The organism is Stenotrophomonas maltophilia, assembly GCF_047497515.2.
Classification (GTDB): Bacteria; Pseudomonadota; Gammaproteobacteria; order Xanthomonadales; family Xanthomonadaceae; genus Stenotrophomonas.
Window position 1 is genome coordinate 173224 of record NZ_JAXAXL020000004.1, and the last position, 23061, is coordinate 196284.

Consider the following 23061-nt stretch of genomic DNA (forward strand, 5'->3'; position numbering starts at 1 on the left):
CCCCCGATTTCTGCGAGAGCCGATGCACCATGACACCGACCTGATCAACATCGTGGCTGTTGGCCTGGGGCTCGCCTTCATCTTCGGCGCGCTGGCCAACAAGCTCCGCTTGTCTCCACTGGTCGGTTATCTGGTTGCTGGCATCTGTGTAGGTCCATTCACCCCCGGCTTCGTCGCCGACCAGGCGCTGGCCAACCAGCTGGCCGAACTGGGCGTGATGCTGCTGATGTTCGGCGTCGGCCTGCACTTCTCGCTGAAGGACCTGATGGCGGTCAAGGCGATCGCCATTCCCGGTGCCATCGGCCAGATCGCCGTGGCGACCCTGCTCGGCTGGGGCGTGGCCTCGCTGATGGGCTGGCCCGCCATCCATGGCGTCATCTTCGGTTTCTCGCTGGCCACCGCCAGTACCGTGGTGCTGCTTCGGGCCATGGAGGAACGCCGCCTGCTGGAAACCATGCGCGGCAAGATCGCGGTCGGCTGGCTGATCGTGGAAGACCTGGCCTGTGTGCTGGCACTGGTGATGATGCCGGTGATGGCCGGCGTGTTCGGCCCCGACGCGGCCAAGGAATCGCACTCGCTGGGCAGCGTGCTGGCCGATATCGGCTGGACCTTCGTGCAGCTGGGGCTGTTCGTGGCGGTGATGCTGGTGGTCGGGCGCCGGGTCATTCCGTGGATCCTGGAGCGCATTGCCGGCACCGGTTCGCGCGAACTGTTCACCCTGTCGGTGCTGGCGATCGCGCTGGGCGTGGCGTTCGGCTCGGCGATGCTGTTCGGTGTGTCCTTTGCATTGGGCGCGTTCTTTGCCGGCATGCTGCTCAACGAATCCGAACTGAGCCACAAGGCCGCGCACGATTCGCTGCCGTTGCGCGACGCGTTCGCCGTGCTGTTCTTCGTCTCGGTCGGCATGCTGTTCGACCCGAACATCCTCGTGCAGCACCCATGGCAGGTACTGGCCACGGTGCTGATCATCATGTTCGGCAAGTCGGCGGCGGCATTCTTCATCGTGCGCGCGTTCGGCCACCCGACCAGCACCGCGCTGACCATCTCGGCCAGCCTGGCGCAGATCGGCGAATTCGCCTTCATCATCGCCGGCCTCGGCGTGGCCCTGCAGATCCTGCCGAAAGAAGGCCAGTCGCTGGTGCTGGCCGGTGCGCTGGTCTCGATCATGCTCAACCCGCTGGTGTTCGGCCTGCTGGATCGCTGGCAGGCCAAGCAGGAGCAGCTGCCACAGCCGCCGGAGCCGGAAGAAGCCACTGGCCCGTCGCGCGATCTGCAGGGCCACGCCATCGTGATCGGCTACGGCCGGGTAGGCAGCGAACTGGCGCAGGTGCTGCGCGACCGTGGCGTGCCGGTGTTGGTCATCGATGACAACAAGGAGCACGTCGAGCAGGCCCACGCCAAGGGCATCGCGGCAATCCGCGGCAGCGCCGCCGCCGACCGGGTGCTGGCCGAGGCCCACCCGGAGCGCGCGAAGATCGCGGTGCTGGCGATTCCGCAGCCGCTGGAAGCCGGTGAGGCGTTGGCCAAGCTGCGCGCGATCAATCCGGACCTGACCCTGCTGGCGCGTGCGCACAGCGATGCGGAAGTGAAGCATCTGCTGGAACACGGTGCCGATGGCACGGTGATGGCCGAGCGCGAACTGGCCTATTCGCTGGCAGAGATGATCATGTCGACGCCGCCGTACCGGAACCTGGGGCAGCACAGCATTCCGGTGGTGTGAGGGGTGTGCGTGTGCAGGGCTTGCAGCCCTGCACCTGCCGAAGCAACGTCAACGACAAAAGCAGAAGCTGGCATTCCGTGGGATGGCGGGGTGGGTCCGATTGCGGGGGACGCCGTAAATACGTCCCTGTAGCAACTGTGTTGAGGCAGAGTCTCGGCTCCTCCGGCAGCCACGCACGGTAGTGCCGGCCGCTGGCCGGCAGCCTCTTGCAGCGCGCACGGCGCTGGCTTCAGGCGGGGATCGATCCGCCTTGAGCGTCACGCACGCGGGCGTTGAGAATCACCAGCATCTTCCGCATCACCGCCACGATGGCCACTTTGCCTTCCTTGCCGCGGGCTCGCAGCGATTGGTAAAAGTCGCGCAATCGAGGTTCATGCCGCATGGCTGACATGCTGGCCATGTAAAGCACCTGGCGGATCTCGGCCCTGCCGCCATGGATGCGTCGCTTGCCGCGCATGGTTCCGCTGTCGTGGGACATGGGGGCTACACCGACCAGACTGGCGATGGCCTTGCCGCTGATCTTGCCCAGCTCGGGAAGATAGCTGGCCAGTACTGCCTGCAACCCCGGCCCCACGCCCTTCATCGACTTCAGCACCGCCAGCTGGGGTTGCTGGGCAACCTGCTCGGCAATCTGCTTTCCCAAGCGCCCAACCATCCTCTGCAGGCGGCTGATGTTGGCTTGCAGCAGTCGGCGCAACTCACGATCGGTCACCATCTCCTGCTGTTGGCGCGCTACGGTCAGGGCGTCCATCGCCTGTCGACGTGCCCGTACGAATTCCCGCATTTTCTGCTGCCAGGGCTCCAGTGGCTGATAGGAAGGCAGTTTCACCAAGGCCGCCATCTGCGCCAATGCATAGGCATCCAGACGGTCGGTCTTGGCCAGCTGGCCCATTCCCTGGGCCAGCCGGCGGGCCCGCAGCGCGTTGGCACGGACCACCGGATGACCGGCGTTGTGCAGGAAGTTCAGTACTGACTGTTCGTAGCCGCCGGTGGCCTCCAGCACGATCTGGCTCGCCGGATGTTTCCTCAACCAGAGATCCAATTCAGCAAAACCTGAAGCGCTATTGCTGACCTGCAGGATCTCTCCGTCCGTCGTGCCGACATCCAGTTGGCGCTTGCTGACATCAATCCCGATCCCGTTCATCACCGGACTCCGTATAGTCTGGAAGGGTCGAGAGCTCCCCCGCTTGCCCAGTCTTATCACTGCGAGTGTCAGCTCCAGCAACTGTTCGGGCGGATCAAGGGAGATTCCGGCGTGGGCGCCAAGCTCCATGGCGATCGTCGAGATCCAGGCTTACACGGCGGCCCACGCCGGCTCTCGGCACCTACGCTGCCAGATTCCGATCAGATAAGGCTTGGCAGCCGCATCCATGCGGCTGACACCCCCGCCCAGCCCATCCGCCCGGCCTCTGACAGTTTCCGTGGCCGCCACCGCAGGAAAAGAAAAAAGAAGAGCAAGAGCAAAGGCAACGGCAACAGCCGCGTGCTGTGGGTTGGGGTCGGATCCATTTTCCATAGGAAAACGGATCCGACCCCTTCTTGTTTTCCGATACACCTCATCCACGCATGGCGTGGAAAACCAACCGTCACCGGGAAATTGTCGGAGGCGGGGAGGGGCCAGATCGCGGGACCGTCCACGGCATGGATGCCGTGGCCGAGCCTACAGGGACGTGCTTGCGGCGTGTCCCGCGATCTGGCCCCTCCCCGCCAAGCCAGCAGAAATCCAGAGCCGCTTTTGAAGTTGCTGTTGCTGTTGCCGTTGCCTGAAAAAAGCAGTGCAGCAGCAGGCTGCAAAACAACCCTCAATCCCGATCCTGCGCGCGTGCCGCCTCCGCCTGCGTCTCTTCCTGCGCCGCCATCTCGCGCGCGATCCACGCATCGATCATGTGACGCTGGCGCTGTGCCTGCCGCCGCTCGCGCGTGTACTCCTGGTCCAGCACCCGGTACAGCGACACCATCACCAGCACCATCAGCAGCGCGAATGGCAACGCTGCGATCGTGATCATGCCCTGCAGCGCATCCAGGCCGCCCGCCAGCAGCAGTGCCGCTGCGATCAATGCCACCGCAATGCCCCAGGCCAGCTTGCGCTTCAACGGCGGATCGCCTGCTTCGTCAGTGGACATGCTGGCCAGCACCAGCACCGCCGAATCGGCCGATGTCACGAAGAAGATCATCAGCAGCACCAGTGCAATGCAGGACAGCAGCAAGGGCAGCGGCATGCTGTCAAACAGGGTGAACAGCACCGTTTCATAGCCGTTGCCCAGCGCCTGCACCAGATCGGCGTGGCCGAAGATCTGCGCCCACAGCGCAGTGCCGCCAAACACGGCGAACCAGAAGAAGCCCAGCACCGTCGGTGCCAGTACGACGCCGATGACGAACTCGCGGACGCTGCGTCCGCGCGAGATGCGCGCGATGAACGAGCCAACGAACGGGGCCCAGGAAATCCACCACGCCCAGTAGAAGATGGTCCAGTCCGCCACCCACGTGCTGCCCGAGAACGGCGACATGCGCAGGCTCATGGTCACCAACTGGTTGAGGTACGACCCCAGCGTGGTGGTGAACGTATCGAAGATGAATCCGGTCGGGCCCAGCACCAGTACCGTGGCCGCCAGCAGCGCGGCCAGCGCAAGATTGAAGTTGGACAGCCACTTCACCCCGCGCTCCACGCCGCTGGCGGTGGACGCCATGTACAGCACGAACGCGATGGCGATGATGGTCAGTTGCAGGGGCACGCCCGCATGCAGGCCGAACACGCGCTCCATGCCGGCAGCGATCTGGATGGTGCCGAACCCCAGCGTGGTGGCCACGCCAATCGCGGTGGCAACGACCGCTGCAATGTTGACCACGCGTCCGATCCAGCCGCGATGGTGGCGGCCGATGATCGGCTGCAGCATGTCGCTGACCAGTCCGCGGCCATTGCGGTTGAACTGGAACCAGGCCATCGCCAGGCCGATCAATGCGTAGATCGCCCAGGGATGCAGGCCCCAATGGAAGAACGCGTAGCGCATCGAAGCCCGCGCCGCGTCCATGCTCTGCGGTGCCAGTCCTTCCGGAGGCTTGGTGAAGTGGGAAATCGGCTCGGCGGCGCCCCAGAACACCAGGCCGATGCCCATGCCCGCGGCGAACAGCATCGACATCCAGCTGGCGCGCGAGAACTCCGGTTCGGCATCTTCACCGCCGATACGCAGGTTGCCGAAGCGACCGAAGGCCAGGTACATCAGGAAGGTCAGCGCCAGGAACACGACCAGGAGATAGAGCCAGCCGACACTGCGGATGACATCGGCGAGTACCGACTGGACGACGGTATTGAACGGGCCGGGCGCGAAACCAGCCAGCAGCACCAGGACGAGTACCAGTGCGATGGAAATGCGAAACACCATGAAGGAGCTTCTCCGATCAAGGGATTGAGGGGAGCGAGCAGAGCTTGCAGCGAGGGGCCGGCGGCGTGCAGTGCGAGCCGGGCAGGGGCCGCGTCGGCGGCGAAGGAAGCATCGGTCGCTGGAATGCGACGGACGTGCACGTTACTGAACGCGATGTCACGGTTCTGTTAATACAGAAACAACGGATCCACGCGACGTGCGGCTGCAACGGCCATGAGCTGCAGTGCTTTCTATGCTCTAATGCGCAGCAAGAAGCGGGGGTACCGCGGCCATACGGCCACGGTTGAGATAGTCCCTTGGAACCTGATCCGGCTCATACCGGCGTAGGGAAGCTTTGCAGTGCTGCCATGCCCGGACTCCGCCCAAGGACCGTCCGTGCGCGGCGGCAGTGCGCCGCCGCTTCGTCCCTGACCTTCCTGGACGATGCCCGATGAACGCACAGCTCTCCGCCCTGCAGCAACAGGCCCAGCAACTCTCCGAATCCGTGACCCGGCCCATTCCCGGCTCGCGCAAGATCCACGTGCCCGGCTCGCGCCCGGACCTGCAGGTACCGATGCGCGAGATCGCATTGACCCGCACGCCGACGCTGTTCGGTGGCGAAGAGAATGCACCGGTCACGGTCTACGACACCTCGGGTCCGTATACCGATCCGGAGGTGCGCATCGATCTGTCCGCTGGCTTGCCAGCGCTGCGTCGGGGCTGGGTGGAAGAGCGTGGTGACACCGAACAGCTCGACGGCCTCAGTTCGTCGTTTGGTCGCGATCGCGAGCACGACCCGAAGCTCGACGCAGTGCGCTTTCCCGCGCGCACCTTGCCGCGCCGTGCACGCGCCGGTGCCAACGTCACCCAGATGCACTACGCGCGCCGCGGCATCATCACGCCGGAAATGGAGTTCGTCGCCATCCGCGAGAACCAGCGGCTGGAGGCGATCCGCGATGCGGGCCTGCTGCTGCAGCACCCCGGCGAGGCGTTCGGTGCGTCGATCCAGAAGATCATCACGCCGGAATTCGTACGCGACGAGATCGCCCGCGGTCGTGCGGTGCTGCCCAACAACATCAACCATCCGGAAAGCGAGCCGATGATCATCGGCCGCAACTTCCTCACCAAGATCAACGCCAACATCGGCAACAGCGCTGTGTCCTCCGGTATCGCCGAGGAGGTGGAGAAACTGGTGTGGGCGATCCGCTGGGGCGGTGACACGGTGATGGACCTGTCCACCGGCAAGCACATCCACGAAACCCGCGAATGGATCATCCGCAACTCGCCGGTGGCGATCGGCACCGTGCCGATCTACCAGGCGCTGGAGAAGGTCGACGGTCGCGCCGAGGCACTCACCTGGGAGATTTTCCGCGACACGCTGATCGAGCAGGCCGAACAGGGCGTGGACTACTTCACCATCCATGCGGGCGTGTTGCTGCGCTATGTGCCGCTCACCGCCAAGCGGGTCACCGGCATCGTCAGCCGTGGCGGTTCGATCATGGCCAAGTGGTGCCTGGCGCATCACAAGGAGAACTTCCTCTACACGCATTTCGAAGAGATCTGCGAAATCATGAAGGCCTACGACGTGACCTTCTCGCTGGGCGACGGCCTGCGCCCGGGCTGCATCGCCGATGCCAACGATGCTGCGCAGTTCGGCGAACTGGAAACGCTGGGCGAGCTCACGAAGATTGCCTGGAAGCACGACGTGCAGACCATGATCGAAGGCCCCGGCCACGTGCCGATGCAGCTGATCAAGGAGAACATGGACAAGCAGCTGCGCGAGTGCGGCGAAGCGCCGTTCTATACGCTGGGGCCGCTGACCACCGACATCGCACCCGGCTACGACCACATCACCAGTGCGATCGGCGCGGCGATGATCGGCTGGTTCGGCACGGCGATGCTCTGCTACGTCACGCCGAAGGAGCATCTGGGCCTGCCCAACCGCCAGGACGTGCGCGACGGCATCATGGCCTACCGCATCGCCGCACATGCGGCCGACCTCGCCAAGGGGCATCCGGGCGCGCAGGTGCGCGACAACGCACTGAGCAAGGCGCGCTTCGAATTCCGCTGGGAGGATCAGTTCCACCTCGGCCTGGATCCGGAGAAGGCCAAGGAGTTCCACGACGAGACCTTGCCGAAGGATGCGCACAAGCTGGCCCACTTCTGTTCGATGTGCGGCCCGCACTTCTGTTCGATGCGGATCACCCAGGACGTGCGTGACTACGCCGAAGCCGGCATGAAGGCCAAGTCGGAGGAATTCCGCGCCGCCGGTGCCGAGGTGTACCACCAAGGGTGATGCACGAAGGGTCGTGCCGGCCAGCTGCCGGCACGACCGCTCATCACGCCGGGTCCGGCTATCCTCCGGCCATCGACCCGGGGAAAGGACACCATGCCTGTTGCCATGACCACGCGTTGGCTGGCCATCGCCCGCCGCCATCCCTCGGCCTGGCTGCTCGGCGCACAACTGCTGGCGGTGCTGCTGTACCCGGCGCTCGATGACACCGCCGGCGGCCGAGCGGCGCTGGGCATGTTCGGCATGGCCGTACTCGGCCTGGCACTGTGGGTAGTGCAGCGCAGCCCGTTGGGTACCTGGCTGGCGCTGTTGCTGGCCATTCCCTCGCTGGTGTTCTCGCTGGCCGGCGCGCTGCTGGACCGCAGCGCGTGGGTGACCACCGCGCAGGTGCTGGAAAGCCTGCTGTACTTCTACACCGCCGGCGCGTTGATCGCCTACATGCTTCAGGACCACAAAGTGACCCGCGACGAACTGTTCGCCGCCGGCGCGACCTTCACCCTGCTGGCCTGGGCGTTCGCCTTCGCATTCTCGGTCTGCCAGCAGTGGTATCCGGGCAGTTTCCACGGCACGGGTGGCGGTCCGCAGCGCAGTTGGATGGAGTTGCTTTATCTGAGCTTCAGCTTGCTGTCCGGTGTGGGACTGAGCGACGTTGTGCCGCTGCACCCGCAGGCACGGGCGTTGGTCATGCTGGAGCAGTTCGCAGGCGTCATGTATATCGGCCTTGTCGTGTCGCGACTGGTCGGGTTGACGATGCTTCGGCGCATGTGAAAATGAACGCCAGATAAAAATTTCGCGCCCAAGAGGGCGCGAATAGTGATGCAGATTATGTGAATGCGTCGGCGAGAGAGAGCCTGAGTGTCGACCCCGACATAGGCGGGGTAACTGGCTTAGGCTAATATCCGTAGGCGTTATTGTTTTTGCGGTATGCGCCGATGCTTTGTGCGGAATCTGGCTTTTCGATGGCCCTGTCCAGGGACGGTAGGGACGGTATTGCTGGTGAACCCTGCCCAGGTCCCGTCCCTACTGTATAGCGGAAAATGAACAGCAGCGAAGTCACGCCCATCGAGGCCGACCGCATCCAGGTCGGCGACTGCGTCATTACCTTGTCCTCGCGAGAGGTCGAGGTCGAGGGTGCGCGTCGTCCTCGCCGCCTGACGCCGAAGGCGCTGGGCGTGCTGCGGGTGCTGATGCGCCAGCCGGGCCGCGTGGTCACCCGCGAAGAGCTGTTCGCCGAGGTCTGGCCCGACACGCTGCCCACCAATGACGTGCTCACGCAGGCCGTTACCCAGCTGCGCAAGGCGTTTGCCAACGACGACGACAACGGCCAGGCCTACATCGAGACCATCGCCAAGAGTGGCTATCGGCTGCTGGTACCGGTGCAGGTGCTGGATGAGCTCGAGCCGCCGCTGGAAGCGGAGACGCTGGCCGAGGTGATGCCGTCGTTGGCCGGTGCCAGCGCGATCCCGATGGCGCCCCTGCCGATGACCCCTTCGCGCCGGCGTGGCTGGCGCCAGGTGCGCCGCCATCTGCTGTGGGTGCTGGGTGTGGTCATGCTGGCGGCCCTGGTGGTAATGGCCACGCTGCTGCTGCGTCGCGCACCCGAGCCGAGTTCGGCGGTGGATGCAGCCGTGGAGAATGGCGTGCGGGTGATCGGCAGCCCGCAGCGGCCGTATCGCCTGATCACCGCGACCAGTGGTTTTGAGACGTACCCCACACTTTCTCCCGATGGCTCGCAGGTCGCCTATGAAGGCGCCAACGAGGACGGTGCCGGCGGTGGCGCCATCAAGGTGCAGACCTCGGGCAATGCGCCGGCCCGGCAGTTGGCATTGCCGCCGAAGGGTGCCAGCGACCGCTTCCCGAGCTGGTCGCCGGACGGGCGCGAGATCGCCTTCGCCCGCTTCAGCGCCGATGGCGGTTGCCAGGTGCTGATCGCCAGCGCCACCGGCGGCGGTGTGCGGCAGGCGACCCGATGTGACGGCACCGAACTGCTCAGTTTCGACTGGACACCGGACGGCCGCGGCCTGGTGTTCGGCAGCATGGTGGGCCGCTATGCCCACCGCGGCATCCGTGTGCTCGACCTTGGCAGCGGCCAGTGGCGCGCGCTGGACTATGTGGTCGATGCGGATGATTTTGATTACGCGCCGCGTTACTCCCCGGACGGCAAGTGGCTGGTGTTCGTGCGCAATCCACAGATGGGTGATCTGTGGCGGATGCCGGCCGACGGTGGCGAACCGGAGCAGTTGACCAACGAGTCCGCCGAACAACGCGGCTGGGCCTGGCTGGGGGATGGCCGCAGCATTGTGTTCGGCCGGCGCGTCGACAGCGAAGTGCGCTTGTACTACCTGGACGTCGAGCGGCGCACGCTGCGTGATGCCGGCCTCGATGATGCGCAATGGCCGGCGGTGTCACGCCATGGCGACGTCTTGGCGTTCGTCCATCGCCGCGCGCAGTTCGGCGTGTTCAAGATACCGATGGCCGGGGGCGCCCCCGAGCGGCTGTTCGCTTCCAGCGGGCGCGACGGGCAGCCCATGGCGGCGCCCGACGGACGCCAGCTGGTCTTCACCTCGGATCGTTCCGGCAGTTTCGCCCTGTGGTGGGCCGACATGCAGCGGCCGGATTCGCTGCGCCCGATCGAGGGCCTGCGCCCGGAAGGGCGGCAGGCGCCTGACTGGTCGGCCGACAGCCGCCAGTTGCTGGTGGTCGGGCGTGACGAGCACGGGCGCACGGTGGTCTACGAGATCGCACCGCGCGACGAGCGGCTGCAGCCGCTGCCGGTTCCGGTCGAGCAACCGCTGCAGGCGTTGTATGGCGCCACCCCGGAGCAGCTGCTGGTGGTGGAACGCGACGCCGAACAGCGCATCCGGCTGAGCCTGTTTGACCGCAGCGTGGCCCCCTGGCGGCGCTTGGCCAGCATCGATGGGGTGTCGCAGGCGCGCTTCGACCGCGGCAGTGGCCGGGTGTTGTTCACCCGCCTGGCCTCGGGCGGACTGTGGTCGGTGGACGCGGCGCTGTCCCCGGCCAGTGTGCAGCAGGTCAGTGAAGATCTGCCCAGCCGCTGGCGCTACCGCACCTGGACCGTGGCCGGCACCGGTGGCATCGGCTACCTCGGCACTTCGACCGCATGCGGCACCACGCTCGTTCATATCCAGGCCGGCACCGAATCACCGGAACGTTGCCTGGACCGGCAGCGCCTGAGCGCCGGCAACGGCATCAGTGCCAGCGCTGACAGCCGCGACCTGTATGTGGCCCTGGCGGTGAGCGATGGCGCCGACATCGGCGTGATGCAGTTGCCGAAGACGACCCCGGCCCTGTTCCCGGCCTTCCTCAAGTCGTTGATCCTGAAGAAAAATATTCCTTCGTAATTTCTTCGTCCGGTTCTCGCCGCGAATTCGTGGCGATCTCGGCGGTTTTTCCTGACGGATTCACGCCTGATTAGGCAAAACGGAGACCTGTATCAGGCAAACCCGTGGTGCTCCATGCGTCAACTCTCGCTGGCCGATCGTGGCCAATCCGTCTCCCTCGACAAGGCGCTCGATGACGTTGCGCCGACCTGCATGGGTGTGGCCCGGTTGGGCAGCCTGCAGACCGCAGGGAACAGCTTCACGGTCTGGCTGCAGGTGCGCGGCAATTCCTGGGTGGAGGCCAAGGAGGGGCGTTTCCGTCTGCGCCACGGTGAGTGGATCGCCTTCGAAAAGGAGTCGCGCCCGCTGGTCCAGGCCGGTCGCAACGGGCTGTGCGTCGGGCTCAGCCTGAATGCAGAGGCGTTGCGGGTGCTGACCGAGATGGCCGATTGCGGCCTGTATGCCGGCCGCGGCCGCATGAACCGCAACGATGCGCGCGTGGCGCTGCGGCTGTGGCGCGATGCGCTTGCCAGCGGTCTGCCGGCGCAGGCCCTGCGCCCGCTGCTGCTGCATCTGGCGGGCCTGCAGCGCGATCTGGCCGACAACGTACAGCGTTGCCCGGGCCGTTCACGCAGCCGCAAGCGCCAGGTCTTTGGCCGCATGCAGCGCGCCCGCCTCTACCTGGAAGGCAACAGCCACCGCGTGGTGCGGATCGGCGAACTGGCCGAACTGACCAACTTCTCCAGCTGGTACCTCTCCAAGACCTTCCAGAGCCTGTACGAAGAGAGTCCGCAGTCGCTTTCGGCACGTTTGCGCCTCGAACGCGCGGCCGATCTGCTGCGTGACACCGACATGATGGTGGGTGAGGTCGCTGCCGCCAGCGGTTTCGACAACTGCTGCAGCTTCGCACGGGCCTTCCGCGCCCGTTACGGGCAGTCGGCTTCGAGGTTCAGGGAGAACGGCGGCTTGCTCCCGCCACACTCTGCAAAGTCTCCGGTTGGGTCGCGCAAATACAGCGTCGCAACGCAATCGTAACGTGCTGAAGCGTTTTAACACGCTACTAACACGTACCTTGGAGAGATTGATGAACGTTCGCACCCCTGCCGTGCGGCTGGGCCTGCTGCCCGCCGGCATTGCGCTGGCGCTGGCTCCGGCATTTGCTTCCGCTCAGGAAGCCAGTGCCCCGACCACCCTTGATCGCCTGGAAGTCACCGGTTCGCGCATCCGCTCGGTGGATGTGGAAACCTCCCAGCCGGTCCTCACCGTAAGCCATGAGGACATTCAGCGTTCGGGCCTGGTCAGCGTCGGCGACCTGCTGCAGAACCTGTCCGTGGCAGGCACCCAGACCTTCAGCAAGGCGGCCGTGCTGGCGTCCAACCCGGAACAGGGCGGCCAGTACGTCAGCCTGTACAACCTGGGTGAGCAGCGCACGCTGGTGCTGGTCAACGGCAAGCGCTGGAGCACCAGCCTGGCCGGCTTCACCGACATGTCGACCATCCCGACCTCGCTGATCGAGCGCATTGAAGTCCTGAAGGACGGCGCCTCGGCGATCTACGGTTCCGACGCCATCTCCGGCGTGGTCAACATCATCCTGCGCAAGAACTTCGATGGTGCTGAAGCCAGCGCCTACTACGGCCAGAACAGCCGTGGCGACGGTTCCAAGACCCAGTACAGCCTGACCCTGGGTGCCACCGGCGAGCGTTCCTCGATCGTGTTCGGCGCCAACTACACCAAGGAAGATCCGGTGTGGGCCAAGGACCGTGCCATCACCCAGTACACCTATGGCCAGGGCCACCCGAAGGATGGCCTGAGCCCGGCTGGTCCGTGGGGGCGCTTCACCGATCCGCGTGCCGCCGGCACCCCGGGTGCGGGCAAGTATGATGAAGATGGCAACTGGGTCGCGAAGACCTGGGCTCTCAACCACACCGGTTCGTGGAATACCCCGATCGGCGTTGGCCAGCCGTCCAACAACCTCAACAACTACCATTCGATCAACACCGACGACTACTACAACGCCTCCCAGCAGATGATGCTGAACCAGGGCGGCGAGCAGAAGTCGATGTTCACCTCGGCCAGCTACGACATCAACGACAACCTGCGTTTGAAGTCGACGGCGATGTACTCCGAGCGTGACTCCAAGCGCCAGATCGCCGGCTACCCGCTGACCGGTACCGCGCAGCCGACCTACCCGGTCGTGATCAGCAAGGACAGCGTCTACAACCCGCTGGGTAACTGGGCCAACCCGGGCGCTGGCGTTGATATCACCGGCTGGGGCCGTCGTATCTTCGAACTGCCGCGCGTCACCGAGAACAACGTCAAGTCGCTGCACTTCGACGCGGCCCTGGAAGGCAACTTCGACTTCAACAACCGTCCGTTCGACTGGGATGTGGGCATCAACTACAACCAGTACGACGTCACCCAGACCAGCACCGGCAACATCAACCTGCTGGCGCTGAAGAACGCGCTGGGCCCGTCGTTCATCAACGGCAACGGTGTTGCGCAGTGCGGTACCGCTGCCAACCCGATCGACCTGGGCATCGGCCCGGGCCGTTGCACGCCCTTCGACCTGCTGGGCGGCGCCAGCGCCGCTACCCCGGACGCGCTGAAGTACATCAACACCCTGCTGAACTCGACCGGCCAGAGCAAGAGCAAGCAGTACTTCGCCAACATCACCGGTTCGTTGTTCGACATGCCGGGCAATGCAGGCGAGTTCGCCTTCGCTGCCGGCTACGAGCACCGCGAAGTGTCGGGCTACGATCATCCGGACGCACTGTCGGCGGCAGGCTACACCACCGACCTGGCGGCCCAGCCGACCGAAGGCAAGTACAAGACCAACGAGTTCTACCTGGAACTGATGGTGCCGCTGCTGCGTGACCTGCCGGGTGCCAAGGAGCTGTCGCTGGATGTTGCCAGCCGCTACTCGGACTACGACAAGTTCGGCAACACGATCAACAGCAAGTTCAGCGTGACCTGGAAGCCGATCGACGACCTGCTGGTGCGTGCCACCTACGGTGAGGGCTTCCGTGCTCCGACCCTGAGCGACACCTTCGGTGGCGGCTCGCAGACCTTCGACGACTTCACCGATCCGTGTGATGCCGTGTTCGGCCAGCGCAGCAACCCGGCTGTTGCCGCCCGTTGCGGTGCTGAAGGCCTGTCGCCTGGCTTCCGCCAGACCGACGCCGCCGGCCGTCCGGTCGCTGCGCGTGATACCCAGGGCAATGCGCCGTTCCAGTCGGGCGTCGGCAACGACAGCCTGCAGCCGGAAACCAGCAAGACCCGTACCGCGGGCCTGGTCTGGAGCCCGAGCTTCGTCAGCGGCCTGAACGTTTCGCTGGACTGGTACAAGATCACCGTCGACAACGTGATCACTGCCGTCGATGCCAACTACGTGCTGAACCAGTGCTACCAGAATGGCGTGGATCAGTTCTGTGGCCAGTACGGTCGTGATGCGGTCACCGGTCAGGTCAACAGCCTGAGCCGCGGCAACGCGAACCTGGGCTCGCTGGAAACCGAAGGCTACAACTTCGGCGTCCGCTACCGCCTGCCGGAATACAGCTTCGGTACCCTGGCGTTCAACCTGGACACCAACTACCTGAGCAGCTATCGCCAGCAGGCCACCAAGGGCTCTGCATGGGATGACTACGCAGGCTACTGGAACTACCCGCGTGTCCGCGGCAGCCTGGCCACCACCTGGACCAAGGGCGACCTGTCGGCCACCTGGACCATGCGTTACTACGGCGGCTTCCGCGACTTCTGCTACGACCAGGAAAATGGCCTGGAGTGCAACCAGCCGGATTACTACACCGAGAACGGTGGCTGGAACGGCGGCCTGGGTGCCAACAAGAAGGGCGCGATCGTCTATCACGATATCTCGGCCACCTGGCAGGCTCCGTGGAACGGCAGCGTGACCGTCGGTGCCCGCAACGTGTTCGGCAAGACCCCGCCGATCACCTATGCGGTGACCAACTCCAGCGCCGTCAAGCTGGACCCGATGCTGGACTACGATCGCTTCCTGTTCATCCAGTACAACCAGCGCTTCTGATCCATCGAAGCCTGAAGGCAAGACGAGGAGGGCGGGCCGCAAGGCCCGCCCTTTTCTTTTTGGGGCGAGGAAAGCCTCTGTAGGGGAATTCCGAAACTGTTCGGACGGTGAGCTGGATCACTGTGCCCTTCCCTCGCAATCAACATAGTTGCAGGGGTCCAATACCGGACGCATGCAAAGGAGATGGGTATGAAGAACACGCTGCTGCGCCAGGCATCAGCTGCCGTACTGATCTATGCAACGCTGGTTGGCGCGGTGTTCGCTCAGAACCTGGGTGCCTGCCCGGGGGGCGTCTATTGCGAAGAACTGCGCCAGGAATGTCTGGCGGCCGGCAAGTCGAAGGTCTTGTGTGATCTGCAATACCGTCACTGTGTGCAGGATGCCTGCGGCGCCCGTTGACGCAGAAAAGGCGCGCCCGGCGGGCGCGCCTTTTGCTCAGACGACTACGGCGAAACGAGTGCTCAGGCTTCGCTGGGCGTGAGTCCCATCAGGCTGTTGGCGTGCTCGCGCCATTGCGGCAGCTTGTTGAGCACGCCCGCGCGCTGCAGGTAGTCCTCATCCACCGGATCGCCATTGACCAGCGCCAGCGCCACGTGCACCGCACCGGTCACCCAGAAGCTGCGGGTGTTGGCGCGCTGCGGCTGCAGATGGAAGGCCACCGCTTCGATGATCGGCATCGGCAGGCCCCACAGGCCCAGCAGATAGGCGCCGGCTTCGGCGTGGCCGGGGCGCGTGTCTCCTGCCAGCGATGGCTCGGAACGTTCGTTGCGCACACCGGGCAGCAGCAGGCCGATGTCGGCCAGCAGTGCGGCGGTCGCGCCCAGTTCGGCGCTGGATTCGGGCAGCAGGCGTGCAGCCAGGCGCGAGGCGAGCAGGGCGCGCTGCTGCAGCGAATTGCGCTCGGCGGTCGACAGCGTCGGTGCCGAGAATACTTCGCTGGCCAGCACCAGGTCGCGCAGCGTGGCCAGGCCCAATCGGGTCACCGCGGTGCGCAGGTCGGCGATGGTGCGGCCCTGGCTGAAGAATGCCGAGTTCGACAGCTGCAGCACCTTGGCGGCAATGGCCGGATCGGCGGCGACCAGCTTGGCCACATCGGCGCTGTCGGCGTCGTCATCGTGCTCCAGCGCCTGGGTCAGGCTCAGGTACAGGTGCGGCGGTGATGGCAGTTTTTCGATGCGGCCGATGGCATCGCGCAGGCGTGGGCTGTCGAGCACCTCGCGCAGCTCTTCCAGGCTGGTCAGCGCTTCCAGCAGCACTTCCGGTGCCAATGGCAACGGCAGGAAGCGGTGGGCGACACCGATCAGGCGTGCCGGCGGCGGCCGGTTGCCATGCTGGGCATCGACCAGCGCGATGCGGATGGTTTCCGGACGCAGGGTCCGGATCTGGCCGAGCAGCGTGGTGGCATTGAGGTCAGGCAGCTGCGGGCAGACGATCACCGCGTCCACGCCCTGCGTGGCCACCGCGGTCATCGCGGTCTGGCCATCGGTGGCGGTCAGTGGCTGCCAGTCTTCCCCAAGATCGGCAATGAATTCGGTCAGCTCAACCGGCAGGCTGGCTGCATCCCCAACTAGCAGAATACGCACGACACATTCCCCTGGCTGTCTCGACGATGGATGTCGACGACGTGTGAAGTGACGCAATTTACCTAATACGGCGGCAAGAGTGATGTGCCGTCATCGTGAAACGTGACCCGCATCGCTCCGGCAGGGCATGCCGGAGCGATCCGGTTCAGGCTCAGGCCTTGCTGTCGAGGTGGCGCTGGTGCGCCTCGATCAGGATCTGCTTGGCCTCGGCCGCGCCACCCCAACCGTCCAGCTTCACCCACTTGCCCTTTTCCAGGTCCTTGTAGTGCTCGAAGAAGTGGCCGATGCGCTCCAGCCAGTGGCTGGACACCTGGGCGATGTCTTCGACGTGGGCGTAGCCGCTGAAGATCTTCGAGACCGGCACGGCCAGGATCTTCTCGTCGCTGCCTGCCTCATCGCTCATCTTCAGCACGCCGACCGGACGGCAGCGCACGACCGAGCCCGGCACCAGCGGCAGCGGCAGCACCACCAGCACGTCGGCCGGGTCGCCATCGCCGCACAGGGTGCTCGGCACGTAGCCGTAGTTGCACGGGTAGCGCATCGGGGTGGACAGGATGCGGTCGACGAAGATCGCGCCGGTCTCCTTGTCCACTTCGTACTTCACCGGCTCCGAGTCCTTCGGGATCTCGATGATGACGTTGATTTCTTCCGGCGGGTTCTTGCCGGGCGAGACGAGTTCCAGGCCCATGGTGTGCTCCAGGTGGGGGGTGTAGACGGATAGCCCACCATTTTATGCCTTTGCCGGGCGCTGTGCAGGGGAGGGCGCCCCACGGCACGACGCGGGGCGGTCCTACGCTGTGCCCGGGGGTTGGCTGATGGGGAACGAAACGCGGGCGGGGCAGGCTGGACCTCCATTTCCAAGGAGTGCTGCTCATGTCCTGGTACGCCCGATTCACCGCCGTCGCGCTGCTGCTGGTGTCCCTGCCAGTGGCGGCCCGAGGCCTGCATGTCGATCTGATCGACTATCCGCGACCTGAGGCCAACTGGGAGCGCGCCTACGGGCTGGAGGCGGCGCTGGCGGGGGAATTCGACGCACGCTGCGCCGATACCTGGTGCGAAGGCCGGTACAGCAACTACCGGGTGATGGAGTTCCGTTGTGCCGTGCTGGCCCATCGCGGCACGGTGCAGCGCTGCGCCTGGGTCATCGCCGCCAGTGAGCTGACGGTACAGGCCGACAGCGGGGAGATACGCGTCGACAACGGTCGTTGGACCTGCCCGGTGGAGCTGCACCCCGGCATACCGGTCGACGCTTTCCACGCTTCGCTGGACGCACCGGGTGGCTTGGTGGGTCCCCTGCCGGGGCTCGATCACGGCCTGTTCGATGTGCTGCCCGACTGCATCCGGAATGCGCGGAGGGTCGGCTGATGGGCGGGTTCGCGGCACCGTGGCTGGCCTGCGGGCTGTTGATGGCGGGGGCCGTGCAGGCCGGTCCGCTCTACGTGGATGCCCGTGACTACCCCGCGCCGGGTGCCGGGCACGCGCGTTTCCTGGCTGCCGAGCGTCACCTGGTGCGCGGCTTTGACGACGTGTGTGGCGATACCTTCTGCGAAGGGGAGTATTACAACCTCAGGGCGATGCGCCTGCGCTGCTCGGTGCAACAATCCACCGGCGTGGTTGCCGGCTGCATCTGGACCTTCGCAGGCAGCTCTACCCGCGTGCACCCGATCGGCCGGATCGACGCGGATCATGGCACCTACACCTGCGTACTGCCCTTGGCAGAGGGCACCCGCCTGGAGGAACTGCTGGCCGTATGGGAGACCGGAAACGGCTACGACGCCCTGTATGCAACGTTGCCGGGCACCCGGACCCACGTCTACGAGGGGCTGACCGAGTGCATGTGACCCTGTGAAGGATGCAAACGTGACTGATTCGCATTAACGGAGTAGCATGCGCGGCGCCTTCCTGTCCGTGATACCGGTTCCGCGCATGTCTTCCAATGCCGCCACCCTCACCGAACTGCTGATCCGCGAGCGGTCGGCGCTGCTGCGCCGCGTTCAACGCATCCTGGGGAGCGACAACGGCGCCGAGGACGTGATCCAGGCGGTCTGGTTCAAGGCCCGAGGGGTCGATGACACGCAGTCCATCGACAATCCGCGCGCCTATCTGTACCGGCTGGCGGCCAACCTGGCCACCGACCACGGTCGTGAATCGACCCGCCGCAACCGCCTGCTGGCCGACCACTACCTGTGGGGCCCGGACGAGGTGATCTCGACCGAGGAGCAGGCCATGGCGCAGGACGAACTGCAGCGCGTGCTGGATGCGGCAGGCCACCTGCCGGAGCCGACGCGTACCATCTTCCGGCTCAACCGCCTGCAGGGCCTGACCCAGGCCGACATCGCGCGCCGGCTCGGCGTGTCGGTCACCACCGTCGAGAACCATGTACGCGCTGCGCTGCAACGCCTGGCCTGGGCGCGCAGCGGTCGATGATCGACCGATCTTGGGGCTGCCCCTCGCTGGAACGTCTTGATCACTGGACCGTGGATGCGGTCTAGTTCCCCTGCCCGCGCTTGAATGCGCCTGTCCGCCAGCCGATGAGCCCGCCGAACATGCTGCCCGCCGCCAATGACGATGCCCTGGCCGAACAGGCCCGGGGCTGGATCACGTGGCTGGCGTCGGGTGATGTCGGTGAGGTGCGGATGCAGGAGTTCGAGCGCTGGCTGGCGCTGCCGGAGCACCGCCGGGCCTTCGAACACGAGCGCGCGCTGTGGCGCAGCATCGGGCCGCGTCCGCAGGCCGCGCCGGTGGAGCAGCGTCGGCCGCTGCGACTGCGCTGGGCGATGGCTGCGGCGGCGGCACTGGCGATGCTGGTGGCCTGGCCGGAAGCCTGGCTGCGCCTGCAGGCCGATCACCGCAGCACGCACGTGGTGCAGAACGTGCAGCTGCCCGATGGCAGCCGCGCGGTGCTGGATGCGGACAGCGCGATCGTCGTGCGCTTCGACGCGCATGCGCGCCAGGTCGAGCTGCTGCGCGGACGCGCCTGGTTCGACGTCACGCCTGATGCAGAGCGGCGTTTCAGCGTGCGTGCGGGCAATGGCGTGGTCGAGGACATCTCGACCGCGTTCACGGTCGCACGCGGCGATGACCAGGTGGAAACCCAGGTGGGGCAGGGCAGGGTACGGGTGGCCAGCCCGGCCGACGGTGGCTGGACCTACCTGCAGGTGGGCCAGCGCGCGGTCTACGGTGAGCACAGCGGTGTGACGCGCCTGGGCGATGTCGCTGCCGACAGCGTCGGAGCCTGGCGCCAGGGTGAACTGCTGCTGGAGCAGGCCAGCGTCGCCGACGCCGTGCACTGGGTGGGACGTTACCGTGCCGGGCCGACCTTCGTGCGCGGTGATCTTTCGCGGCTGCCGGCAGTAAGTGCAGCCCTGCGCATCGATCGCCCGGAACAGGCACTGGATGCGCTGGCCGCGACGGCCGGTTTGAAGGTCACTCGTCTTCCCTTCGGTGTTGCCATCGTCCAGTAGATCCACGCCATGCGTGGATGATCATCGCCTTGTGCCGACCAACGGTCGGCACCCACCGCTGCAACCCGCGGGCCAACGGTCGGCGCTCACGTGATCGGAAATTCCTCTTGGGGTTCCTGCCGGTCCACCCGTCTTACCCCGCGAACGTACCCGCCGCCGCCACGTACGTCGCCGTGTCCGCCTGTGTTGCGGATGACGCCGCGCCCGCGGCACCGATTACCTGACAGGTTCCCCCCATGTTCGACTCCCATCGTCCGGGCCGCGCGCTGCGCCCGTCCCGCCTGTGCATTGCATTGCTGGCCGCAGGCCTGGCCAGCGCCGCGCCGTCCGTGTTGGCGCAGAGCGCCTCCGGCGAACACGTTGCCGTGCAGCGCTTCGACATTCCGGCGCAGCCGCTGGACGAAGCACTGCGCAGCTACATGCGCCAGTCCGGCATCCAGGTCGTCTATCCGGCCACGCTGGCCCAGGGCGTGACCTCGCGTGCGGTCAACGGCAGCCTGTCGGCCAACGCCGCCCTGCAGCAACTGTTGCAGGGCAGTGGCCTGGCGGTGCGCCGGGTCAGCGCCGATGCAGTCACGCTGGAAGCGGCGACGGCGCAGGCCGGGGACGGCGTGATTGTCACCGACACGCTGAGCGTGGCCGGCGACCGTGTCGATGCAGGTGCGACCAGCGACGAGGCGCGCCTGCTCGACAGCTATCGCAGCGTCGGCTCCACCACCACGCTCAACCGCACGCACCTGGAGCGCTTCCGCGGTACCTCCAACGGCGACATCGTCAAGGGCGTGGCCGGCGTCACCGCCGGTGACCCACGCGTGGGCAACGGCTTCGACGTCAACATCCGCGGCATCCAGGGCCAGGGTCGCGTGCCGGTGATCATCGACGGTGGCCAGTCCAGCATCGACACCTACCGCGGCTATGCAGGCCAGTCGCAGCGCACCTACCTGGACCCGGACCTGATCTCCAGCCTGACCATCACCAAGGGCCCCAGCCTGCAGGCCAACGCCTCTGGCGGCATCGGCGGGGTGGTCGAGATGGAAACGCTGAAGATCGGTGACGTGCTGCGCGAAGGCCGCGATTTCGGCGTGCGCGTGCGGGGTGGCCTGGCCAACGCCAGCGCCAACAACCTGCCGGCGTACAGCGCTGTGCCGCGCACCGACCGCAGCGCCACCGGCAACCAGTTCTTCAACGTCGCCGCCGCCGGTCATTGGGACCGCTTCGACCTGGTGGCCGCCTACGCGTACCGCGATACGGGCAACTACTTCTCGGGCAAGCATGGCTACGATGACTTCCCGCAGACCCGGCGCACGCTGGCACCGCTGAACCCGCCGCGCACCGAAGTGTTCAACACGTCGTCGCGCTCGAAGTCGGCGCTGCTCAAGGGCACCTGGCGCATCGACGACGCGCAGACGCTTGAGGCGGGCTACCGCCGTTACGAAGGCACCGCCGGCGAGATCATGGCCTCGCAGATCATCCGCGTTGATCGTGACCGCATCCCGCAGTGGGATCCGGGCCACGTCGACATGGACAGCTACACCCTGCGCTACCGCTTCAACCCGGACAGCGATCTGGTCGACCTGCGCGTCAATGCCACGTACACCGATACCGACAGCGTGATGTACAACAGCCTGACCGGCATCACGCCGTGGTATTTCGACCGCCGTACCGAGTGGTATGACGCGCCCAGCTTCAGTGGCGACCCCGGCTACAAGGATGCCTACCGCAATCCGCTGCGGCAGAAGCGCTTCGGCCTGGACGCCAGCAACACCTCGACGTTCGATACCCACGCGGGTGCGTTCACGCTCGACTACGGCCTGTCCTACAGCGATGAAGACATCGCGCCGGGCAGCTCCGGGCCGGTCATGCACGACGATCTGGTCAACAACCGCTTCCTGCGCAATGCCGAGCGCAAGGAATACAGCGCCGTGGCATCGCTGAAGTGGCAGCCCGATGAGCATTGGGAGCTGCTGGCCGGTGGCCGCTGGAACCGCGTGGATGTGCATGACCGCAACCGCCTGGCCACGCCCGACGCCTACGAGGTGCAGGGCCAGTACCGCTACACCGAGCTGCTCAACGGCAACCCGGCGCTGCCGTCGTGGCGGGCCAAGCGCATCGCGCTGCTGAACTGGTACCCGGATGCCAACGGCAACTTCACCCAGGAATCGCTGCTGGCCTCGCCGTACAAGAAGGGCACGGTAGCCGACATCGGTGGCTGGAACTTCTACGACGCCGGCAAAGCGCAGGACCTGGAAGTGCCGGTCAGCTGGAGCTGGTCGCAGCCGATCCGCCGCCGCGACAGCGCGTTCTCACCGACTGCCAGCGTGGCCTACCGCTTCAGCGAAGACACCATGGTCTACGTGAAGTACGCCGAAGGCACCAAGCTGCCGAGCCTGTTCGAGACCACGCTGGGCCTGTTCACCGCCGCCAAGCCGGTGGGTGAACTGAAGCCGGAACGTGCGCGCAGCTGGGAAATCGGTGCCAGCACCATCCGCTACGACCTGTTCACCGCCGGCGACCGCCTGGCGCTGAAGCTGGCCTACTTCGATACCCGCATCGACGACCTGATCACCCGCGACTACCGCACGCTGTCGGCCGGCCTGATCCGCAACGTCGACCGCTTCAAGGTGTCGGGCATGGAGTTCCAGTCCAGCTATGACAGCGGCAAGCTGTTCGCCGATCTGTCCGCGCACTACTACTTCAAGGCCAAGACCTGTGCGCCGGATATCGCCGCCGAGCGCCGCGCCTATGGCGTGCAGCGCAAGAACGCGGAGCTGGCCGGCACGCCGGACTGCGTGGACGGCGGCTTCGAGGGCTCGTACACCAACACGCAGAATCCGCCGCGCTACATGGTCAACCTGACCCTGGGTTCGCGCCTGTTCGCCGAGCGCCTGACCTTCGGCACCCGCGTGGTGCACAACGCCGGCCCGATCAGCAAGCTGGACAAGGAGTGGAACGTCGGCCTGTCGGCGATCCAGCAGCTGTACCGGCCGAACACGCTGGTCGATCTGTTCGCCAGCTGGAGCTTCAACGACCAGCTGTCGGTGGAGGCGGGCGTGGACAACCTGACCGATCGCTACTACCTGGACCCGCTTGCCCTGGGCGTGATGCCGGCACCGGGCCGCACCGCGCGCCTGGCGTTGACCTGGAAGTACTGATCGCCAGCGCAGTGCGCCTTCGGTGGGTGCGGACCCTGGTCCGCACCGCTCCTGCGCTGTAACGGGTGCTGTAACGGGCAGCGCCCGGCCCAGGCCGGCGCTGCCCA

The 23061-nt window shown here is 65.8% G+C and carries 16 protein-coding genes and 1 riboswitch; of the genes, 12 read left to right on the plus strand and 4 right to left on the minus strand.

The window, feature by feature from the left end; all coding sequences use genetic code 11:
* Positions 1-22: 22 nt before the first annotated feature.
* Complete coding sequence (ybaL, locus tag ACMZPQ_RS09305; RefSeq protein WP_197584123.1) at positions 23-1720, plus strand: YbaL family putative K(+) efflux transporter; 1698 nt, start codon at positions 23-25, stop codon at positions 1718-1720.
* A gap of 229 nt (positions 1721-1949) precedes the next feature.
* Here the strand turns inward: ybaL and ACMZPQ_RS09310 are convergent, their stop codons facing one another.
* Both ACMZPQ_RS09310 and ACMZPQ_RS09315 read right to left on the minus strand, forming a co-directional pair.
* Positions 1950-2864, minus strand: coding sequence for an IS110 family RNA-guided transposase (locus ACMZPQ_RS09310; RefSeq protein ID WP_495495829.1), 915 nt, complete (start codon positions 2862-2864; stop codon positions 1950-1952).
* 658 nt (positions 2865-3522) lie between these two features.
* Positions 3523-5100, minus strand: a complete 1578-nt coding sequence (locus tag ACMZPQ_RS09315) for a BCCT family transporter (protein WP_197584325.1) — start codon at positions 5098-5100, stop codon at positions 3523-3525.
* Positions 5101-5346: 246 nt separating this feature from the next.
* Positions 5347-5448: riboswitch (TPP riboswitch) on the plus strand.
* Positions 5449-5530: 82 nt separating this feature from the next.
* Between ACMZPQ_RS09315 and thiC the strand changes: the two genes are divergently transcribed.
* From thiC to ACMZPQ_RS09345, 6 genes are all read left to right on the plus strand, one after another.
* Complete coding sequence (thiC, locus tag ACMZPQ_RS09320) at positions 5531-7375, plus strand: phosphomethylpyrimidine synthase ThiC (RefSeq protein ID WP_197584327.1); 1845 nt, start codon at positions 5531-5533, stop codon at positions 7373-7375.
* A gap of 93 nt (positions 7376-7468) precedes the next feature.
* Entirely contained in the window at positions 7469-8140 is a 672-nt protein-coding gene (locus ACMZPQ_RS09325) for an ion channel (RefSeq protein WP_197584069.1), read from the plus strand.
* Positions 8141-8409: 269 nt separating this feature from the next.
* Positions 8410-10734 carry a winged helix-turn-helix domain-containing protein gene (locus ACMZPQ_RS09330; protein ID WP_197584071.1) on the plus strand — a complete coding sequence of 775 codons (2325 nt, stop codon included), beginning with the start codon at positions 8410-8412 and terminating at the stop codon, positions 10732-10734.
* Positions 10735-10848: 114 nt separating this feature from the next.
* Complete coding sequence (locus ACMZPQ_RS09335) at positions 10849-11748, plus strand: helix-turn-helix transcriptional regulator (RefSeq protein WP_197584073.1); 900 nt, start codon at positions 10849-10851, stop codon at positions 11746-11748.
* Between the two features lie 49 nt (positions 11749-11797).
* Entirely contained in the window at positions 11798-14755 is a 2958-nt protein-coding gene (locus tag ACMZPQ_RS09340) for a TonB-dependent receptor domain-containing protein (protein WP_197584075.1), read from the plus strand.
* Positions 14756-14944: 189 nt separating this feature from the next.
* On the plus strand, positions 14945-15154 hold the full coding sequence (locus ACMZPQ_RS09345) for a hypothetical protein (protein WP_197584250.1): 210 nt from the start codon (positions 14945-14947) through the stop codon (positions 15152-15154).
* A 62-nt stretch (positions 15155-15216) separates the two neighbouring features.
* On the opposite strand, the gene ACMZPQ_RS09350 is transcribed toward ACMZPQ_RS09345, so the two are convergent.
* Both ACMZPQ_RS09350 and ppa read right to left on the minus strand, forming a co-directional pair.
* Positions 15217-16338, minus strand: coding sequence for an HDOD domain-containing protein (locus ACMZPQ_RS09350; RefSeq protein ID WP_197584252.1), 1122 nt, complete (start codon positions 16336-16338; stop codon positions 15217-15219).
* Between the two features lie 151 nt (positions 16339-16489).
* Complete coding sequence (ppa, locus tag ACMZPQ_RS09355; RefSeq protein ID WP_005410935.1) at positions 16490-17026, minus strand: inorganic diphosphatase; 537 nt, start codon at positions 17024-17026, stop codon at positions 16490-16492.
* 185 nt (positions 17027-17211) lie between these two features.
* On the opposite strand from ppa, the gene ACMZPQ_RS09360 reads away from it, so the two are divergent.
* The 5 genes from ACMZPQ_RS09360 to ACMZPQ_RS09380 all read left to right on the plus strand — a co-directional run bounded on the left by ACMZPQ_RS09360 (position 17212) and on the right by ACMZPQ_RS09380 (position 22954).
* Complete coding sequence (locus tag ACMZPQ_RS09360) at positions 17212-17703, plus strand: hypothetical protein (RefSeq protein ID WP_197584255.1); 492 nt, start codon at positions 17212-17214, stop codon at positions 17701-17703.
* Entirely contained in the window at positions 17703-18179 is a 477-nt protein-coding gene (locus ACMZPQ_RS09365; RefSeq protein WP_197584257.1) for a hypothetical protein, read from the plus strand. The genes ACMZPQ_RS09360 and ACMZPQ_RS09365 overlap by 1 nt, the downstream gene beginning before the upstream one ends.
* A gap of 85 nt (positions 18180-18264) precedes the next feature.
* On the plus strand, positions 18265-18765 hold the full coding sequence (locus ACMZPQ_RS09370; RefSeq protein ID WP_197584259.1) for an RNA polymerase sigma factor: 501 nt from the start codon (positions 18265-18267) through the stop codon (positions 18763-18765).
* Between the two features lie 104 nt (positions 18766-18869).
* Positions 18870-19802: a FecR family protein gene (locus ACMZPQ_RS09375; protein WP_197584262.1), complete on the plus strand. Its 933-nt coding sequence runs from the start codon at positions 18870-18872 to the stop codon at positions 19800-19802.
* Between the two features lie 236 nt (positions 19803-20038).
* Positions 20039-22954, plus strand: a complete 2916-nt coding sequence (locus ACMZPQ_RS09380; RefSeq protein WP_414486106.1) for a TonB-dependent receptor — start codon at positions 20039-20041, stop codon at positions 22952-22954.
* Positions 22955-23061: the final 107 nt, after the last annotated feature.

Excerpts from the sequence above, each read along its gene's own strand:
- ppa (WP_005410935.1), bottom strand. The coding sequence starts at position 17,026 with ATGGGCCTGGAACTCGTCTCGCCCGGCAAGAACCCGCCGGAAGAAATC.
- thiC (WP_197584327.1), top strand. The coding sequence starts at position 5,531 with ATGAACGCACAGCTCTCCGCCCTGCAGCAACAGGCCCAGCAACTCTCC.
- ACMZPQ_RS09380 (WP_414486106.1), top strand. The coding sequence starts at position 20,039 with ATGTTCGACTCCCATCGTCCGGGCCGCGCGCTGCGCCCGTCCCGCCTG.
- ACMZPQ_RS09375 (WP_197584262.1), top strand. The coding sequence starts at position 18,870 with ATGAGCCCGCCGAACATGCTGCCCGCCGCCAATGACGATGCCCTGGCC.
- ACMZPQ_RS09345 (WP_197584250.1), top strand. The coding sequence starts at position 14,945 with ATGAAGAACACGCTGCTGCGCCAGGCATCAGCTGCCGTACTGATCTAT.
- ACMZPQ_RS09310 (WP_495495829.1), bottom strand. The coding sequence starts at position 2,864 with ATGAACGGGATCGGGATTGATGTCAGCAAGCGCCAACTGGATGTCGGC.
- ACMZPQ_RS09315 (WP_197584325.1), bottom strand. The coding sequence starts at position 5,100 with ATGGTGTTTCGCATTTCCATCGCACTGGTACTCGTCCTGGTGCTGCTG.
- ACMZPQ_RS09325 (WP_197584069.1), top strand. The coding sequence starts at position 7,469 with ATGCCTGTTGCCATGACCACGCGTTGGCTGGCCATCGCCCGCCGCCAT.
- ACMZPQ_RS09335 (WP_197584073.1), top strand. The coding sequence starts at position 10,849 with ATGCGTCAACTCTCGCTGGCCGATCGTGGCCAATCCGTCTCCCTCGAC.
- ybaL (WP_197584123.1), top strand. The coding sequence starts at position 23 with ATGCACCATGACACCGACCTGATCAACATCGTGGCTGTTGGCCTGGGG.
- ACMZPQ_RS09360 (WP_197584255.1), top strand. The coding sequence starts at position 17,212 with ATGTCCTGGTACGCCCGATTCACCGCCGTCGCGCTGCTGCTGGTGTCC.
- ACMZPQ_RS09340 (WP_197584075.1), top strand. The coding sequence starts at position 11,798 with ATGAACGTTCGCACCCCTGCCGTGCGGCTGGGCCTGCTGCCCGCCGGC.
- ACMZPQ_RS09365 (WP_197584257.1), top strand. The coding sequence starts at position 17,703 with ATGGGCGGGTTCGCGGCACCGTGGCTGGCCTGCGGGCTGTTGATGGCG.
- ACMZPQ_RS09330 (WP_197584071.1), top strand. The coding sequence starts at position 8,410 with ATGAACAGCAGCGAAGTCACGCCCATCGAGGCCGACCGCATCCAGGTC.
- ACMZPQ_RS09370 (WP_197584259.1), top strand. The coding sequence starts at position 18,265 with ATGTCTTCCAATGCCGCCACCCTCACCGAACTGCTGATCCGCGAGCGG.